General features: G+C 59.1%; 13 protein-coding genes and 1 pseudogene. 6 read left to right on the top strand and 8 right to left on the bottom strand.

The annotated features are described in order from the left end of the window. A pseudogene (locus tag E5K03_RS15335) lies at positions 1-611 on the bottom strand (RNA-guided endonuclease TnpB family protein); the annotation flags it as partial. 43 nt (positions 612-654) lie between these two features. Between E5K03_RS15335 and tnpA the strand changes: the two are divergent. Further along, positions 655-1,098 (top strand): IS200/IS605 family transposase, encoded by a 444-nt coding sequence (tnpA, locus tag E5K03_RS15330; RefSeq protein ID WP_138007674.1) that lies wholly within the window; start codon positions 655-657, stop codon positions 1,096-1,098. Between the two features lie 58 nt (positions 1,099-1,156). Here the strand turns inward: tnpA and E5K03_RS15325 are convergent, their stop codons facing one another. Then, positions 1,157-3,133 carry a helix-hairpin-helix domain-containing protein gene (locus tag E5K03_RS15325; RefSeq protein WP_138007661.1) on the bottom strand — a complete coding sequence of 659 codons (1,977 nt, stop codon included), beginning with the start codon at positions 3,131-3,133 and terminating at the stop codon, positions 1,157-1,159. 90 nt (positions 3,134-3,223) lie between these two features. Here E5K03_RS15325 and larE point away from each other — a divergent pair, with 90 nt between their 5' ends. Both larE and E5K03_RS15315 read left to right on the top strand, forming a co-directional pair. After that, positions 3,224-4,084, top strand: a complete 861-nt coding sequence (larE, locus tag E5K03_RS15320; protein WP_138007660.1) for an ATP-dependent sacrificial sulfur transferase LarE — start codon at positions 3,224-3,226, stop codon at positions 4,082-4,084. Between the two features lie 72 nt (positions 4,085-4,156). Next, entirely contained in the window at positions 4,157-6,295 is a 2,139-nt protein-coding gene (locus tag E5K03_RS15315) for a hypothetical protein (RefSeq protein WP_138007659.1), read from the top strand. Positions 6,296-6,298: 3 nt separating this feature from the next. Here E5K03_RS15315 and E5K03_RS15310 read toward each other — a convergent pair whose 3' ends face one another. Then, entirely contained in the window at positions 6,299-6,931 is a 633-nt protein-coding gene (locus E5K03_RS15310) for a histidine phosphatase family protein (protein ID WP_138007658.1), read from the bottom strand. A 59-nt stretch (positions 6,932-6,990) separates the two neighbouring features. Between E5K03_RS15310 and E5K03_RS15305 the strand changes: the two genes are divergently transcribed. Then, entirely contained in the window at positions 6,991-7,242 is a 252-nt protein-coding gene (locus E5K03_RS15305; RefSeq protein ID WP_138007657.1) for a glutaredoxin family protein, read from the top strand. A 16-nt stretch (positions 7,243-7,258) separates the two neighbouring features. Here the strand turns inward: E5K03_RS15305 and E5K03_RS15300 are convergent, their stop codons facing one another. Further along, positions 7,259-8,491: a twin-arginine translocase subunit TatC gene (locus E5K03_RS15300; protein ID WP_138007656.1), complete on the bottom strand. Its 1,233-nt coding sequence runs from the start codon at positions 8,489-8,491 to the stop codon at positions 7,259-7,261. A 148-nt stretch (positions 8,492-8,639) separates the two neighbouring features. Here E5K03_RS15300 and tatC point away from each other — a divergent pair, with 148 nt between their 5' ends. Both tatC and E5K03_RS15290 read left to right on the top strand, forming a co-directional pair. Continuing rightward, the gene (gene tatC / locus E5K03_RS15295) at positions 8,640-10,841 is read left to right on the top strand and encodes a twin-arginine translocase subunit TatC (protein WP_138007655.1); all 2,202 of its coding nucleotides are present in this window, start codon (positions 8,640-8,642) and stop codon (positions 10,839-10,841) included. Positions 10,842-11,195: 354 nt separating this feature from the next. Beyond that, positions 11,196-11,501, top strand: a complete 306-nt coding sequence (locus E5K03_RS15290) for a hypothetical protein (protein WP_138007654.1) — start codon at positions 11,196-11,198, stop codon at positions 11,499-11,501. Positions 11,502-11,538: 37 nt separating this feature from the next. Here the strand turns inward: E5K03_RS15290 and E5K03_RS15285 are convergent, their stop codons facing one another. The 4 genes from E5K03_RS15285 to E5K03_RS15270 form a co-directional block, all read right to left on the bottom strand. After that, entirely contained in the window at positions 11,539-13,755 is a 2,217-nt protein-coding gene (locus E5K03_RS15285) for a TRAP transporter permease (RefSeq protein WP_138007653.1), read from the bottom strand. Positions 13,756-13,823: 68 nt separating this feature from the next. Next, entirely contained in the window at positions 13,824-14,846 is a 1,023-nt protein-coding gene (locus E5K03_RS15280) for a TAXI family TRAP transporter solute-binding subunit (RefSeq protein WP_138007673.1), read from the bottom strand. A 168-nt stretch (positions 14,847-15,014) separates the two neighbouring features. Further along, on the bottom strand, positions 15,015-16,472 hold the full coding sequence (locus E5K03_RS15275) for an acetyl-CoA hydrolase/transferase C-terminal domain-containing protein (RefSeq protein ID WP_138007652.1): 1,458 nt from the start codon (positions 16,470-16,472) through the stop codon (positions 15,015-15,017). After that, on the bottom strand, positions 16,469-17,080 hold the full coding sequence (locus E5K03_RS15270) for a MaoC family dehydratase (protein ID WP_138007651.1): 612 nt from the start codon (positions 17,078-17,080) through the stop codon (positions 16,469-16,471). The genes E5K03_RS15275 and E5K03_RS15270 overlap by 4 nt, the downstream gene beginning before the upstream one ends. Between the last annotated feature and the right edge of the window lie 38 nt (positions 17,081-17,118).

The following is a 17,118-nucleotide window of genomic DNA, read 5'->3' as shown; positions in this document are numbered from 1 at the left end:
AATATCGACGCCGACGAGCGTGTCAGCGTCTTCGGATTCAGGCACTTTGGTTTCTGTTTTGACCGTGACGTGTAGGTAGTACACGCCATCTCGGTACAGAAGTTCAGCCTGTCCCAACGACCACTCATCTTCAGTCAAGGCCGATTCGATGAGTTCAAGATCTTCCGGTCGCCCTCGAAGGTGCCCTTTCACCTTCTTATACGGCTTCGGACTCACACGAAACCGAATGCGGTCGCTCTCGTCGTTGTAGGTGAGTCGGTAGCCTTCGGTGTGCGCCATGACAAGTGGGTAGGCTCCTTTCTTGTCTGTGGCCGGTGGCGACGGTTTCCCGACGTGGGTGTCGCCTTGGTCGTGCCACCAGTTGAGGAGTTCTTTGTAAGAATCCCACGCTTGCAGAGCCTTGGCGACGACCGCGCACTTGTTGTTCCGCAGGAAGTCGTCGCGGTCAACCTCGCGTTGAATCTCGGTCTTGTTGTACCCGTCTTGTTTGAGTGGAGTGTGTCGTTGGCGATGTCTCGTGCGGTGAAGCGGGCATCTTTGAGCCACGACCGCTCACCAGACTCTATACAGAGTCGAGTGCGTGCGGTCTTCGTGACTTCTTCGATACCCATACCTTGACTATCGAATCAAATGATAATAAAAGTAGGGATTAGGATAGGAACTTACAGGAGTCACGGACATTCGATTAGTTCGTGTAAGTATCACTTCGTGTGGTGTCGTCAATCAAAAATTGACTGCTTGCAAATCGGAGATTTGCAATGCCCGAAGTACCGACACGGGATGTTGGAGTTAGTTCAAGACGAACTTGCAGAGTTGTTCCACGGGACTGCCGAGCGGTTCGGTCACGAGATTGTGTCGATGGAGATTGCCACCGAGCACGTTCACTTGTTCGTTAAGGCTGACCCGAAATGGAGTCCTGCCGAGATTGCAAAACAGTTCAAGGGCTACTCAGGTCGAACAATTTTGAGACGCCACCCAGAAATCAAACAGCGGTACTTCTGGGGAAGTGGTCTGTGGAAGGACGGCTACTACGTTGGGACGACGGGTGCGGTGTCCGAGGATGTGGTTCGTCGGTACATCGAGGAGACGGAACATTAAGCGAACGTACGCGATTCACCCACGGGTCGGGTGACCCGTGGAACTCTCGCTGTTTCCTTTAGAACTTCGCCAAGAGCCGATCGTAAAACTCGCTGTCAGCCGCCTCATCGGAGAGCTTCTCGACAATCAGCTCCGGTGTCGATCGCGCCAAGTGATCTTTGCGGGGAGACCTGTCGACCTGCAACTCGCCGTCTTCGAGTCCCGTGGCACGAATGCCGTCGACCGCGATCGGCACCGACGCCGCATCGCGGATCTCACCGGCGAGGTGAGAAACAAACACGCCCGTCGTCTCCGTCTCTGTGAGCGCCTCAAGTATCCCGGCAATGATCTTCGCTGAGGCCCCGGGTTCGGTGATACTTTCGAGTTCGTCGACGAGCACGAGTCGTCCAGTTGCGCCGTCAACGAGCTCGGCGAAGTCACGCAGCGTCGCCTCGAACGCCCCCGCGTCGAGCGTTCCCTGTGATTTGCCGTAGTAGTGGAGTTCGCTGAATCGCCGGATTTCGGCGCGATCGGCCGGAACAGGAAATCCCATGTGGGCGAGCACGACAATGAGCCCGACGAGGTCGAGCGTCGAGGTCTTCCCGCCGGAGTTCACACCCGACAAGAGCGTGACTCCAGAGACGCTGTAGCTGACCGGTTCGACCGCCTCAAACGAAACGTCGAGCAGTGGCGATCGACCGCCCTCAATTGTGAAGCCGCCGTCCTCGACGATCGTCGGGAGGGTACACTCGAAGTCTCGTGCGAACGAGGCGATCGCCAGTTCGACATCCAGTTCTAAGGCATCTCGGACGAGCGTCTCGACGGGCTCGCGCAGCGCCGCGAGGTCTGCAGCGAGTTCCGCCTTGAGTCTCGCTGCGTGGCGATCCCGAGCAGCAGTCAGCTCCGTGCGAAGCCGACTCGTCGCGTCCGATCGCGGCTCGACCGGAAACGTCGGCTCGCCGTCGAAAATCGCGGCGGCAAGCTCGGTCTCGGCGTCACAGAGCTGCAAACTGTCGATCAGGTGCTCACGAGCCTTCTCGAGGGCAGTATCGTACTCGTCAGCAAGCTCTCTGGAAAGCAACGAGTCCACTCGCGCGCCCTGTTCGACGAGCGAGAGGAAGTCCTGGCCCTCAATCGTCACGTCGCGTTCGCGGATCGCAGTCCGGAGATGGTCGTCGGCAACAGACGTTGCCGTACTGACGGCCGCGTCGAGGTCGTCAACAGCCACCGACAGCCGATCGAGTTCGTCGTCGCCGGCGATCGTCCCGTCTGCGTCGACGCCCGACAGGGCTGATCGAAGCGCGTCGAGATCACAGGCAGGGTCGAGATCAGCCGCCTCATGGACGGCAATCGCGGCCTCGATCCGATCGCGGTTCGTCGCAAAGAACGTGAGCAGCCGTTCGGGCGCCACGAGTTCGGGTTGGGAGAGCGCGTCGGGTTCAACCCGGACGTCGCCAGTTAGATCGAGCCCGGCGAACGCCTCGTCAAGGACGATCACAGTCGAATACGATCGAGCCAACTCGTTGATATCGCGGGCGTCTTCGATCGTTTCGACGGAGATCTCGGGGTACGCCGACTGGGCAGCAGCGTAGCTCTCGCCGTCTCGAGTCGCCAAACAGCGATCGCGGATTCGGAGTCCTGTCGGCGTTGCAAGCGGCTCGACGCCGCCGAGTGCCTCACGGATCGCAGGCGTTGGCTCGCGATCCATGGCCTCAGAAACAGTCGCCTGGGCCGCTTCGATCCGCGATCGTTTCGCACTCGGGTAGAACGTCTGGAGTCGTTTTGTTGCGTACGTCGTCACAGCGCGCGCTTGGACCAAAGAGAGCGCGTCCGCGTAGATCGACTTCGCTCGATCGGTCGAGACGAATCCGCCAGGATCGTCGTGACGCCGCTGGATCGCGCCTCGGGCGATACGTGCCGCACGACCCTCTGAGATCCCCGAAACCGACGAGAGCGCGAGCACGTCGCCGGCCTCGATCACCGCCTCGGGATCATCGAGTTCGGCGAGCGCCCGCGCGGTTTTTTCGCCAACGCCGGGGATCGATTCGAGCTCCATCCGTGGGAGAGGTTTTTCCGGATCGTATCAAAAGCTTGCGGGTCGATCGCATGACCATGTGCTTTTGCGTGCGGCTGCCGAAAGCGCGCTATGGACGTTTCCGAAAAAGCCGACGCCGCAAGGCAGGCACTTGCCGAGCGGGATGGCGTCGTGATCGCCTTTTCGGGCGGCGTAGATTCGAGTCTCGTCGCCGCACTGGCGTACGACGCCCTCGGCGAGGATGCGATCGCCTGTACCGCAAAAAGCGAGACGCTCCCCGACGCTGAGCTCGAGGAGGCGATCGGAGTCGCCGAAGAGATCGGAATCACCCACGAGATTGTCGAGTTCTCGGAGCTGGAGAATCCAGACTTCGTGGCCAACGACGGTGATCGGTGTTATCACTGCCGGACGATGCGACTCGGAAAGATGTACGAGGTCGCCCGCGATCGCGGGATCGACACAGTCTGTGACGGAACCAACGCGTCCGATCCGGGCGAGGGCCACCGGCCCGGCCTGCGGGCGGTTGAGGAGTTAGAAGTCTTCTCGCCGCTTTTGGCACACGACATCACCAAAGACGAGGTCCGGACGCTTGCAGAGGGATATGGCCTGTCGGTAGCTGACAAGCCGTCGATGGCGTGTCTGTCCTCGCGGATTCCGACAGGGCTGGAAGTGACCGAAGAACGCCTCACACGGGTCGAAAAGGCAGAGCGGGTGCTGCGGACGTGGGGATTTTCGCAGTTTCGGGTGCGCGATCACGACGGACTGGCCCGGATCGAAGTCGCCCGCGAGGAGTTCGAGGCGGCGCTGGATCCGGCGTTCATCGAGGCCGCCCGTGAGCACCTCCTCGATATTGGGTTCGATCACGTGACGCTCGATCTGGACGGGTATCGGACAGGGAGCGTGAGCCCAGCGACGGACGCATACGACGAGGCGACCACAGACGTGTTGTCTCGATCGTACCCGTCCAAGTGAATTGACCGTAACTCCGCTCGTAATCACCATGCGCAATAGTTGTTTTTGCTCTTATAATTTCAAAAGTCTTAAATGACGCGAGCTAGTGAAAAGCATGTGATCCCGAAAGGGAGGACAGGAACGCCGATCGGGTTCGAGATCGACGACGAGTCGGTCGTGGTCAAGGATACTGTTGACGGCGGATCGCTGCGAATCGACGCGATCGGCAGTGAGGGTTTTCAGCCCGCGTTAACCGATCGGTTTGTGTTTCCGGTTGACTCGGCGATCTCGTGTACGGCCGAGAAGGTACGGGTGTATATCAACACAAGCGTGCGGGTTCGCAACGAGAACGGAGAGGACCTAGGGGAGGTGACGGATGAACCGTGGAAATTGTCGTTTGGAACTCATTGCCTCGATCTAGTTGCGGGGATGAAGACATTCGTTCGATTCGTTGAGACACCACTATCTGTAGCATACGTGGAGAACGATCAGTCTGATGCGATTGTGGAGGTGACGCTGCCCGAATCAGCAGCAGTCTTAATTGGCGCGCGATCACTGCACAATGGACCGGCACAAACGATCACAGTTCCAAATCATACGCAGGCACTGATGGAGGCAGTGTCATATCTCGGATCGTCAATCAAGGAGTTCTCTGCGGAGCGATCGTGGCCGTCGCTCCGTGGACATCCCCCCCGGATAACGATTGGAGACAGTCTGTCGATTCCCCCCTCAATACAGAAACCAGAAACCGGAGTCCGCATTACCGTCCCGCCGAACCTCGCAGACATCTATCGGATCGCCCCGCTAGCGTTCTATTTGGGGGCAACAGTTGAGCCGGGTGACACGGCCGCATTGCACCTCGACACAGGCTACAGCGAGCCGTTCAAGAAAAGCGATGGGTCGATCGAACCGGCAGTCGACGAGCTGTTACGACGCTGTCTGTTCCTCGATACGCTCGTTCGTATCGGCGGCTACTACTCACTGCCTCGATACGAGTACGACGCGCTGGGGGACGATCTTCCGTTTTATCCGCCAAATCTCTACGATCGATCGATTTCCGAGCAGCTCATGGAGTATCTGGAGGTCCCCTACGAACAGATTGAGCCGTACGTTCCGACGTGGTCGATGACGGCAACTCTTCGAAGCCGTATCGACGATGCAGAACTGTTGACTCATGTTTGTAACGTGCTCGGTACGGTGCATGTTGAAAATGAAATACCAGCCAAACGAAGCGCCCGCATACGGGCATTTGACTCGGAGGGAATCGATGGGTACAGTGCGGGGACGATTCCACCGGGCGGTACAGCTCTTTCGATCCCAGCGTTTGAACGCGAATTTGCGTACGAACATCCCACCGAAGAAACGGTCTCGTTCGGTCTCATTCTCGACGATGCAACGCAGGCACAATCAGTTCGCGCTGCTATAGAAAGCGAGACGACACTTGTGGAGCCCGAACAAGTTGGTATTGTCAAAAAACCGAGTGAAAAGGCGGTTGCGACGCTACTCGAGGCAAATCACGATTTTGTGTACTGTGTCCCACCAGTCACCGAGGGATCCATCGAGTGTATTGACGGACACGTGTCGAAAGATCACGGAGGATCGAGCCCCCCAGCCGTCTGGATGTCGTCAGAGGTTGGTTCGGAGGGAAGGGATAGACAATCTTTCGAGCCAGATGGATTCGTTTCGATCGACGTTGCTGACTCAGTGGGTGTACAGGAGTTGATTAACATCCTCGAACTGCTTCAATATGGCTACCCAGTTGCTGTTAGTATATTCCTCGCGTTGGGTACCGACCGCGTACGATTCTATGGCAACAGCGGTCGTGAGCTAGTTCTAGTGAGTAACAGATCGCCAGCAGAACTTGTATATATTTGTTCAGAAAGTCGAGAGGTCCACCGGACATCACTGCGTACGAGCCCAACGCCAAACATACCACTTGGTTCTGTACATCGGCTTTTACATCAACTACCGTCGAAACCAACACAACAAGAATATCAACTACAAGGAACGGTCGCCCCGTATCCGCTGCCATGGTCGACAGAGAGAGTCAAAACGCTCCTGTGTGATACAGATCTGCCGTGTCTGTTCAACGATCGACTCCTGCTCGGATATCAGTCAGTATCCGAAGCACAGATCGAACAGTGGGCGAAAGAAGCGATCGAACGTCGAAACAACGGCACGGCGGATCCAGCACTATTCGACTCGGATTCCGTCGACGATCCGATCGAGTGACCACTACCGATCGGTATCACGATACGTCGTCTCGTTTTCTGAGACGATCGAAACGCTCCCGTTCGCCGTATCGACGGCCAATTCGTTGATTGCCCCGTTCCCCTGCGATTGATCCATCACTGTTTCGACAATGTCGAGCCCTTTCTGTCGGCCGAGCACCTGATACAGCGATCCACCGTGGGTGACGACGACGGCGGTTTCCGCACTGTCGAGTGAGTCGACAAGCCGATCGAACGCAGCGAGAACCCGCTCTCGGTGGTCAATAAAGCTCTCACCGCTCTCTGGGCGGGCAAGGGCCGCCGGATAGCCGGAGGTGCCGATCGCGAACTCCGGATAGCCACTGAATAGCTCGCGATAGCTGAGCCCCTGAAAGACGCCAAAGTCCCGCTCGCGCCATCCTGTGGACGGTTCGACTGAGACCCCGGTCTTGCGGGCGATCGGTCGAGCGGTCTCCAGCGTCCGTCGAAGGTCCGACGCAATGAGTCGATCAACATCGTATCGCGATTCGATCGCAGTCGCGAGCGAAACAGCCTGTTCGCGGCCGCGATCGTTTAGCGGCACCGCGGCCCATCCCTGTACCCGGCGATCGCGATTCCACGCGGTTTCGCCGTGTCTCACCAGCACGATCGTCGCCATACCGAAACCAGGGCAAGCCGATTCGTAACGCTTGCGTCCGAGCACAACGAACCAGGAGTATGAGCGACCCAATCACGATTACCGTCTACTCCCGAGAGAACTGCCATCTCTGTGCGGAGGCAAAAGAGACGATACAACGGGTCAGCGAGGAGACGGGAACGCCGATCGAACTCTCGGAAATAGATGTGGACACCGACGAAGCGCTCCGCGAGCGCTACGGCGAGCGGGTCCCGTACGTGATGATCGAGGGACGACCCGCGTACAAGTATCGTGTTGACGAAGCCGACCTTCGCGATCGGTTCGATCGATAGCTGCCGCGTGGCGGGGTCAGTTGCCGGTCCAGCGCAGCAGCGCGAGCGTCCCTTCGAAGAGGACGATCATCGTGAGCGCGATAATGATCGGAGCCATCCCGGTCGGATCAACCGCGGTGAAGGTGAACGCGATCCCGACGAACAGTCCCCAGAAAATGAGCCGCTTGTTTTCGAGCCACTGTCTGGTGACGAGCCCCATCATGATCGCAAGCATGATGAACAGCGGAATCTGGAAAATGATCGCCATGTAGCCCATGAGCGCGAGCATCATCGCAAACGTCTCGCGCAAGCCGAAGGCAACCGAGGCCGCGTCGGTCGTGTAGGTGGTGAAATAGTTGAAGACGAACGGAAGGATGATGAAATGAGCGAACAGCACGCCGACGATCGCAAGAATAAGACTCGTCGGAACGGATGCGAGGTAGTAGCGGCGCTCGTTGCGATACAGCCCGGGTTTCATGAACCGATACGTCTGGTACACGAACACAGGGAGCCCGATGAGGAGACCGGCGAGCCCGGCGACTTTGAGTTTTGTTAGAATGAATTCGAGCGGGCCGTATATCCGCGGGGCGTTAACCTCGGGGCTTGGGATGTGGGTGCCCCAGAGGTAGTTGACGAGATCCGGCGAGTACGGATACGCGATGAGCGTTGCAATCCCACCGAAGAGGAAGACGACGCCGAGCCGCCGCATCATCTCGTTGATGTGGTCTGCAAGCGGCATCTCCTCGTCCTCTTCAGGTGCGGAGATGAACTCGTCGTCCTCGTCATCGCCGATGTCAGACACCACGCCTTCGTCGGCATCCGTCCCGCGATCGATCCCTTCGACGACACCGGCAGATGCCGTTGAGCCGCCGTCTGTTGACGGGGTATCTCCGTCTGTATCTGCTTCGATGGCGTCCTCGTCTGCGTCCGAATCTACTTCCACCTCGTCTGCGTCCGAATCTACTTCTTCCTCGTTTGTGTCTCCCTCTCGGGCAGACCCATCGCCAGCGTCTGCGACATCCTCAGCTGGATCCGCAGCGCTGTCCCCGGTGGTGTTCCGCTCAGTATTCTCTTCGCCATCGGGCTGTCGATCGGTATCGTCGCCCTCCTGTCGATCGCGGTCATCACCATCCGGTCGATCGGTATCGTCGCCGTCCTGTCGATCGGTGTCGTCATCTGCGGATTGCGCAGAGCCGTCGCTCACGTCGTCGGGAGCAGAACCGGATTCTGCGGTAGGATCGGCTGGTGGACGATCCGACTCGTCGGGCATTCGCTAGTACTTCCACACCGTGTCGTTATAGGCCTTTTCGGATCGAGCCAGCAATCGATCGGCAAGGGACCGGCGATCGACGACTCGAGAACGCCGCGGACAGCCGAGAGAAAAAGTTGATAACGACGAACCGACTTTTGTCGGATATATGTCCAGCGCGCTCGACCAAGACACCCAGCAAACGCTGATGGAGGGTCGCGACACGCTGTTTGCGATACTCCGATCGGCGCAAAAGGACCTCCAGAAGGTCTTCGTCGTCTTTTTGATCGGCTTTTTAGCGACGTTTTGGACCCTGCGGACGTACATCTGGGACTGGCTTCGCGGGATTACTGAATCACGCATGCGCGCTGAAGTCGGCGACAGCTTCGACATCATCGCGACGACACCGTTCGACGTCATCCTTTTGCAGGCGAAAATCGGGCTGATCGTCGGCGTGCTCATCGCGATACCGGCGCTTTTGTACTTTACCAGAGACGCCCTCAGAGAGCGCGGCTACTGGCCGCAGACACCGATTCCGCGCTGGAAGGTTGCACTCGTTGCCACGTTCGCCGTCGCGCTGTTTGCCGGCGGTGCCGCCTACGGATTTGGCGTGTTCTTCCCGTTCATGTTCGGCTTTTTGGCCGGCTTCGGCTTCGACGCTGGCTTCGCGCCGACCTACTCGATCGTCATGTGGACCGAGTTCATCGTGCTTTTGACCATCTCGTTTGGGTTGGCCGCCCAGATGCCGCTTTTCATCACCGCGCTGTCGTACGCCGAGATCGTCCCCTACGAGACGTTCCGCGACAAGTGGCGTCACGCAGTCGTCGGCATCTTCGTGTTCGGGGCCTTCTTTTCGCCGCCTGATCCGTTCACCCAGATCATGTGGGCGGTTCCGCTGATGGTGCTGTACGGGAGTAGTCTCTATCTCGCGAAGATCGTCGTCACCGCGAAGCGCGCCGGCGCGCGGGTTCGCGTCAGATCGGTCGCGCGATCACATTGGAACGTGCTCACCGGGCTATTTGTCGCTGGGATGGCGGTCATCTACGGCTACCACGAATACGGCGGGCGGACCGCAACGAACGATCTACTCGCGTGGGCTGGCAGTAGCTACCGAATCCTCCCGCCGGATGCCGGGATCGTTTCCGCAGAGGTATCGTTACTACTGTACGGCGCGATCGCGGGCGCTATCCTCGCAACTGTCGGGCTCGCGTACTACGTGTACGTCGCCCTCGAAGCCGAAGTCGAACCTGCTGGGACAGCGATGGGCGATCCAACGGCGATCGACCTCGGATCCCTTGATGCCGCCGGGATCCGTGCGGCACCGCCGGAGGCGTTTGCTGATTTGACAGAGGACGAAGCAATGGGCTACGCTGGCGCGGCCCTCGAAGCGGACGATGCCGACAAGGCCCAGGCGATCGTCGATCGCTTCGACGAAACCGAACACCTCCGAGAGTCCGAGGACGGTGACGAGGGCAGTGAGGACGAGCGCGCCGAAGCCGAAACGACCGAGGCCGGCGGGCTCGGCGATCGGACCTCGAGAGCGGGCGACACCTTCCTCGCGGAGTTGACTGACGGCGAAACCGATTCCGATGACATCGGCGGGTACTACACCGACATCGTCTTCATTCTCAACAGCCTCCGATCGCGATCGTTCCGGATCGTGCTCACGTTCATTATTGTGATGGGTGGCGTGTTCGCGTGGCTGTACAGCGGCGGCCTGCGAGACGTCCGTGTCGACTTCTATCAGCGGCTTCCCGAGGAAGTGACCGCAGACTCGATCGGCGTCATCACGCTTCATCCCGTCGAGGCGCTGATCTTCATGGTGAAGTTCTCCGTGCTCGCGGGCGTGTTCGTCACGCTGCCGGTAATCGCCTACTACGCGTGGCCGTCGCTCCGCGAGTTGGGCGTCGTTAGAGGCCACCAGCGATCGATCTTTATCTGGACGGGCGCGTTGGCCGGTGGGATGCTCGGCGGCTTCGCGCTCGGCTATTCGATCATCGCCCCAGTGACAATCTCGTTCCTCGCCGCGGACGCGCTCTCGGCGGGCATGATCATCAGCTACCGGATCAACGACTTCATGTGGCTCATCATCTTCACGACGATCGGGATCGGCTTTCTTGCGGACATCCCGATCTTGATGGTGCTTCTCAACAGTGCGGGGATACCCTACAATTCGATGCGCAAGCGCTGGCGAGAGGTGTTTATCACGATGTTGACGCTCGCAGCGGTGTTTACACCCGCGGACATCATCACGATGTTCCTCGTGACGATCCCGCTGCTTTTCGCCTACGGCGTGGGGCTTGCGGTTGTGTTCCTCGTGACGTTCGGTGGGCGACGTGATCTGGCACCGCCGGCGGAGTTCATCACCTAACTGTCGCGTACGGAGAGTAGCGTCACCGGTTGCCGCGTGGGCGATCGGTGCGCTCAACTCGCTCATTGAGTCGGGATCGACAGCATTCTCCGAAAATGTACGCGAGATGGTGAACGACACAACTCAGGACGACGCCCGGACTCCAATGCAGTGAGACAGTTCCGAACACGCGGAGTTCACCGACGGCGAGCCGTGGTTCGCGTGCAACCAGAACTACCCAGAGAGCAACGTCGTGGTCGATCGCAGTGAGGACAAATCCATCTGGACGCCTATAGTAGCGTTTGCAATTATTTTCCCACTTCGATTCAGGAACTGCCGGTTCACGTTCTCTCAGACTGTATTTCGAGGTGGCTCTTGCAAAGAGTTGCAAACGTTACGATAGCCCGGCTAACCGAGCGCAGACACAACAAAGACGCAGTGATAGACGGCGACGGCGAGGATCACTGTCCGGATCACCAACGCAGCTACGCGTACACGCGATCGCTCAACGAAACGACGCTTTTGCTCGTGCTCAATTGGGCAGCCGAACCGTCAATATTTGATCCAGATACCGAAATTAAAATCCCCAAAACAGTTCGCTATAGCAACTATGAGAAAAGTCCCGGAGCGGCGATCGGCGCACAGTTCCGCCCGTACGAAGCGGACGTGTATCGGCGATAAAATTGCAGTGCGATCGCAGACCGGACTCCGATCGGAGCTACCGGCCGCGGCGGCCGGCCCCGACGAGCCCGCGGATCGCCGAGAGCGGATCAGCACTCCCTGCAACCGTCTGTAGCACGTACAACGCGAGGACCGCACCGAGTGCGCCAACCTGCACCATCTGATCGGGATGCACCATCGCGACGACGCCGAGGACGAAAAAGGCCACACGCATCCCGTAGGTTGCCCCGCGATTGAACGCGAATCGGTAGTTGATGCCGTGGATGATCGCGATCGCTGCGATCATCGCGATCAGCCCGGCGGACAGCGATGCGTAGTCGAAAACGCCGGAGACCAGTTCGGGATGATAGACGAACGCGAACGGCAGGATGAAAAGGGGCGCAGAGATCCGAAGCGCCTCCTTACAGCTCCCCCAGAAGCCGCCCCCAGAGATCCCACAGGTCACGGCAACACAGGTCGCGATCGGTGGCGTTAGCCCCGCAAGGATCGCCGCGTAGAAGACGAAAAAGTGCGACGCAAGCTCTGGAATAAAGAACTGATTGATGAGCGTCGGCGCGATCAACAGCGCGACGACGGTGTAGGCCGCGGTCGTTGGCATGCCTAGCCCGAGCAGGATACAGATGATCATCGCCAACACAACGGCGACGATCATCACGCCACCGGAGAGATCCATGAGCGTGAGCGAGATCGCCGTCGGCACGCCAGTCGCCATGAGGATGTCGACGACGCCGTTGATCGCCGCGAGGATGATCGCCACCGGCGCGAGGACGACTACCCCCTCTCGCGCGCCGTCGATGGTCTGTTTGAGTGTCGTGACGAACGCCTCCGAGACCGAGTCATTTTCAATTTTTGCTTGAATGAGTGGGATTGTGACACCAAAGAAAATCATCGAAATCGAGGTCCAAAGCGCCGCGGTCATCACCGTGTACTGCAAGACACCGAGGATGTAGATGAGAATCGCGAGGGGTACGCCGTACTTGATCGTCTCGAGGACGACCTGCCTGCGGGGCAGCGGTTCGCCGATGATGCCTTCCATCCGGGGATTTTCGATCTGTGGCACCGACACGTAGTGGACAGCCATGACGATCGAGACGACGAGGATCGTCGCCGGGATCAACCCCGCAACGATGACATCAACGTACGTAATTCCCGTGATGAGCGAGGCCATAATGAACGCGCCGGCACCCATGACTGGTGGCAGCACCTGCCCAGCGGTTGAGGCAACGGCTTCGATCCCACCGGCAGTCTCTGGTTTGATCCCGTTTTGTTTCATCAGTGGGATGGTAAACGAGCCGGTCATCCCCGCGTTTGCGGTCTGGCTTCCGTTGACCGATCCAATCACCGCACTCGAAACGACAGCAGTCTGTGCAATGCCCGAGTCGACGTACTTCGCCGAGCGAACCGCGAGTCGGAGAATGAGGTCGAACGCGCCGTAGGCTTTCAACAGCCCCGCGTACAAGAGGAATAACGCGATCCACGCGGCAACAAGTCGAGTCAGGAAGCCGAAGAAGCCGTCCGCACTCATGACCAAGATTCGAAGGGTTCGTGTGACAGACAGCCCACCGTGGCTCAGTGCACCGGGCATCCACGGGCCCGCAAGCCCGTAACCGATCCCAGCAAAAACAACGATAAGGAACGTCATCCCAAAGGATCGCCACGTCAGGTAGATGAGCGCTCCTGTAAACAGCGCTGCCAGAACGAGTTCGGGCTGGGTCGCCCGGCCGAGCGAGTCAACCGCGATCCGCTGATAATTGACCGTGATATAGCTTGTCGTGACCACGGTGATGATCGCCGACGAGAGCAACAGCGCGATCTCGGGATAGTTTCGGTTCTCGATCGGCTCGGCGAGTTTCGAAATGATGTACAACACCAAGATGCCGCCGAGAAACGCCACCGCGAACTGTCCGCGCGGCGGCAGTTGGATCCGTGAATACCACATGACGCCGACCCAGAACGGAATCGAGCCGTGGATCAACAGAAACCGGAGCTGGTCGTGTATGCCATCGGTCTGTCGATAAATCCCTGCAAGGATGGCGATCGAGCCAACCCCGATGAGCCCAATCGTAACGACGGTGGGCAGAACCATCGGGAACACAAAAAACGCCAGCACCCAGAATGGGATTGCTCCTGCAAGCAATCGAAGTTGGTTTCGGCCACGACGTCCCTCATAGAAATCGATCGGCTCTGAGGTGTCGAATAGGCTCTCGTCGTCCGGTTCAGTCGTATTGGTTGCGGTATCCGTTGGGTCTGACATCGTGGTGTTCTAGCACAAAGGTGAGGGCGATTGATAGTAGTGCGTGCTGCCGAATGTACGATCGGGAATTATTCTCCTCGAGTCCACGAATCGTCCCAGACGCCCTCGTCCTCGAAGAAGTCCGCAACGCCCGCGTGGATCTCGAGTTCGGGAATGACAGTTTGTGTCATCGCTTCTGGAGAGTACTCGAGGGTAGTCGGGTCCGATTCTCGAAGGGTATCTTCGTGTTCCATCGCTAACCGACAGACCTCCCGGGTTGCCTCCGCAGGGATGTCGGGACTAAATGCCCACTGGCCGGCGAGCGACCACGTCACCATCTCGTCGGTAACGTCGGTAACCTCCTGTTCGTACCCATACGGTTCGATCTCTTCGAGAATTGCGCCGGGGTGGTCATCGATCGTCTGTCTGAAGTCGTCGTCGACCTCAAGCAGGTACAGTCCCTCCCCGCTCCGGACATCAACTTCCTGACACCAGCCGGCCAGGTCGACACCGTTTGATCCGTACAGACAGAGCGCGTCAACGCGACCTTCCTCGACGGCACCCGGAATGTCACCGGTGTCGACGTTGAGGATGTCGTTTTGGTCCCACATGTCTGCTTCCTTGATAATCTCCTCGGTGAGCAGTCGTGTTCCGAAGCCAGGCTGGATCGGGTAGATCGTGTAGCCACCCTCACGAAGGTCCTGTGTGGACTCGACGCCGCTGCCTTCGAGACCAACCCAGTGGATCTGCAGCGAGGTGAACAAAAAGCCCTGATGAGGCAGATCCTCAACAGGCTCTTCTTCGAAGGGGCCCTCGTCTGCGATCGCCTGCGCGAGCGAGTTGTTGTCGACACCCATTGCGGGAATCTGGCCGTCGTCGTACTCGTACAGATTCGCCGTCCAGCCGTCGGTTTCCTGGACCGAAATCTCGACAATATCGCTGTGTTCGCTTGCGGCGCGAGCGAGCGCCTGCCCAGCGGCCTGTGTCGACGAACCAGTTGACGTCCCGCCGATCGTGATCGTCGTGACCTCGCCGTCACCGTTGCCGTTGCCGTTGCCGTCACCTGTACAGCCGGCCAACCCGATAACTCCGAGTGTGGCCGCGCCTTTCATTATATCCCGACGCGTGGGGGTAGAATCTCCCGACATACATATTTTTATAATCATTCATAGGTATAAATATACCGTCACCGGAGAAACAAAACGGTCGATACAGCCGCTCTGGAGGGTATTGGAGCCATACCGATATATTGGAATCCGAGTGAATATTACGATTCTCGGTTACAGCGTGGAGTCGAACGCCGAGTCGAGATCGTGTGGGGTGTGTCCGCCAGCCGTCCCCGCGCGCTCGGCGTAGCGTTCGAGCCGCGGCCGGTACGCAGGATCGGCGATCGCAGTCAAGCGATCGGCCCGTTCACGCGGAGAAGAGCCCCGCAAGTCGGCGACTCCGTGCTCGGTGACCACGACCGAAAGGTCGTGTTCTGTGTGATCAACATGGGGCGTCATTGGGACGATCCGAGAGATCTCACCGTCCGCAGCAGTCGATGGAAGCGCGATAATACCGAGCCGACAGTTGCGGTTGAAATCTCCGCCGCCGCCGATCCCGTTGACCACGCGTGTGCCCTGGATATGGGTTGCGTTGGCGTTGCCGTAGATATCGACCTCGACGGCGCTGTTGATCCCGACAACACCGAAGCGTTCGATCAATGCGGGGTTGTTCGAGATATCGGCCGGTCGGAGGACGACCTGATCGGCGTACCGATCGATATCGTCGAACAACTGCTGTTGGCCAGCATCTGACAGCGCGAGCGAGGTGGCGCTCGCACCCGACAATAGCCCACTGTCGAGGCTGTCGAGCAGTCCGTCTTGAAACACTTCGCCGAAGTACCGAACGGTTCTGTCGCCAAAATCGATCGCCGAAAGCGCCCCCATCAACGCATTGCCCATGCTTCCGACCCCAAACTGCAGTTGAACGCTTCGTTCGAGCATCGGGTTTCGCCGAATTTCCGCCTCCAGGAACTCTTGGAGATTGTCGGCAATCGCCGCGTCAACGGCCGTCGGGTCGCGGAACTCGTAGGGCGTGTCGGTCTGTTCAGTCTCGACAACGCCGACCAGTGTGTCGGGATCAAACTCGATCTCGGGGCCGCCGATCCGACCAGTTGGTGTCGACAGCGGAATTGGGCCGCGATCGGGCGGGAGCGCCCGGGTGTAGACGTCGTGCACCCGGGCGAGTTCGAGCGGCTGAGACCGGTTCACCTCGATAATGAGCCGATCGGCCGCCTCGACGAACGCGGGTGTGTTGCCGATCGACGTCGAGGGGACGAGCCAGCCGTCGCCGACCGCGATCGCCTCGACAATCGCGACATTTGGATCGCCGAAGTCGCCGAGTCGAACCTCGTCGGCGACCCGCGAGATGTGGCGATCGTGGAACGCGACGGTGCCGTCGTTGATCGCCCCCCGAACCGCTGGCCGGGTCTGGAACGGAAACCGTCGGGCGAGTTTGCCGGCTTCGACGAGCGCGTCGTCGACCGTTGCCCCGACGCCACCACCGCTGATAACGGTGAGCGACAGCTCGTCGTCGCGATCGGCGATCGCCGGTGTGACGGCTTTCGGATAGCCAACCCCGCCGAATCCACTGACGAGGATAATATCGTCAGGACCGATCGTTTCCGCGGCGTCCGCGGCTGACAGCTGTGGAACCGATGCCTGTATCCGCCCACCGCCGGGATCGAAGCTCATTCGTCCGGCTCCGCCGCGCCCTCGGTTTTGGTTACATCCTCGGGCTGTGTCCCGATCCCCTCGGGCCATCCCGGTGGTTTTGCGGCCGACGGCTGTGCGTACTCGCGTTTCAACACCATCGGCGTTCGCTCCAGTGAGAGCACCTTTGTCCCGTCCTGGTTGTACGCCCGAAGCTCCGTGGTAACGATCCCGACGTGGTCTCTCGAGCTGCTCTCGCGCTTTTCGAGCACCTCACTTTCCGCAAAGATCGTGTCGCCGTGGTACACCGGTGCGTGGTGGCGTATCTTGTCATATCCGAGGTTCGCCGTTGCGTTGATCGAGACGTCGATGACGCTCATCCCGACCGCGAGCGCGATGACGAACGTCCCGTCGACCAGCCGCTCGCCGAACTCCGTCTCGGCGGCGTACGCCTCGTTGAAGTGCATCGGGTTGAGATTCATCGTGACGTTCGTCATCCACACATTGTCCGTTTCGGTGACGGTCCGTCCAAAGGGGTGTTTGTACACGTCTCCGACACTGAAGTCCTCGTAGTATCGGCCGTGCCAGCCGGAGATGAGCTGTTTGTTTGTCGTCGATTCCTCGGTGTTGGTTGTGTGATCGTCTGTCATTGGTGGGTAGTTGGGTGTAGTGGTGGAATGTAGGTGGT

This window comes from Halalkalirubrum salinum, from assembly GCF_005543295.1.
Classification (GTDB): Archaea; Halobacteriota; Halobacteria; order Halobacteriales; family Haloferacaceae; genus Halalkalirubrum; species Halalkalirubrum salinum.
The sequence above is the reverse complement of the archived record's forward strand: the minus strand, read 5'-3'. Positions and strand labels throughout refer to the sequence as shown.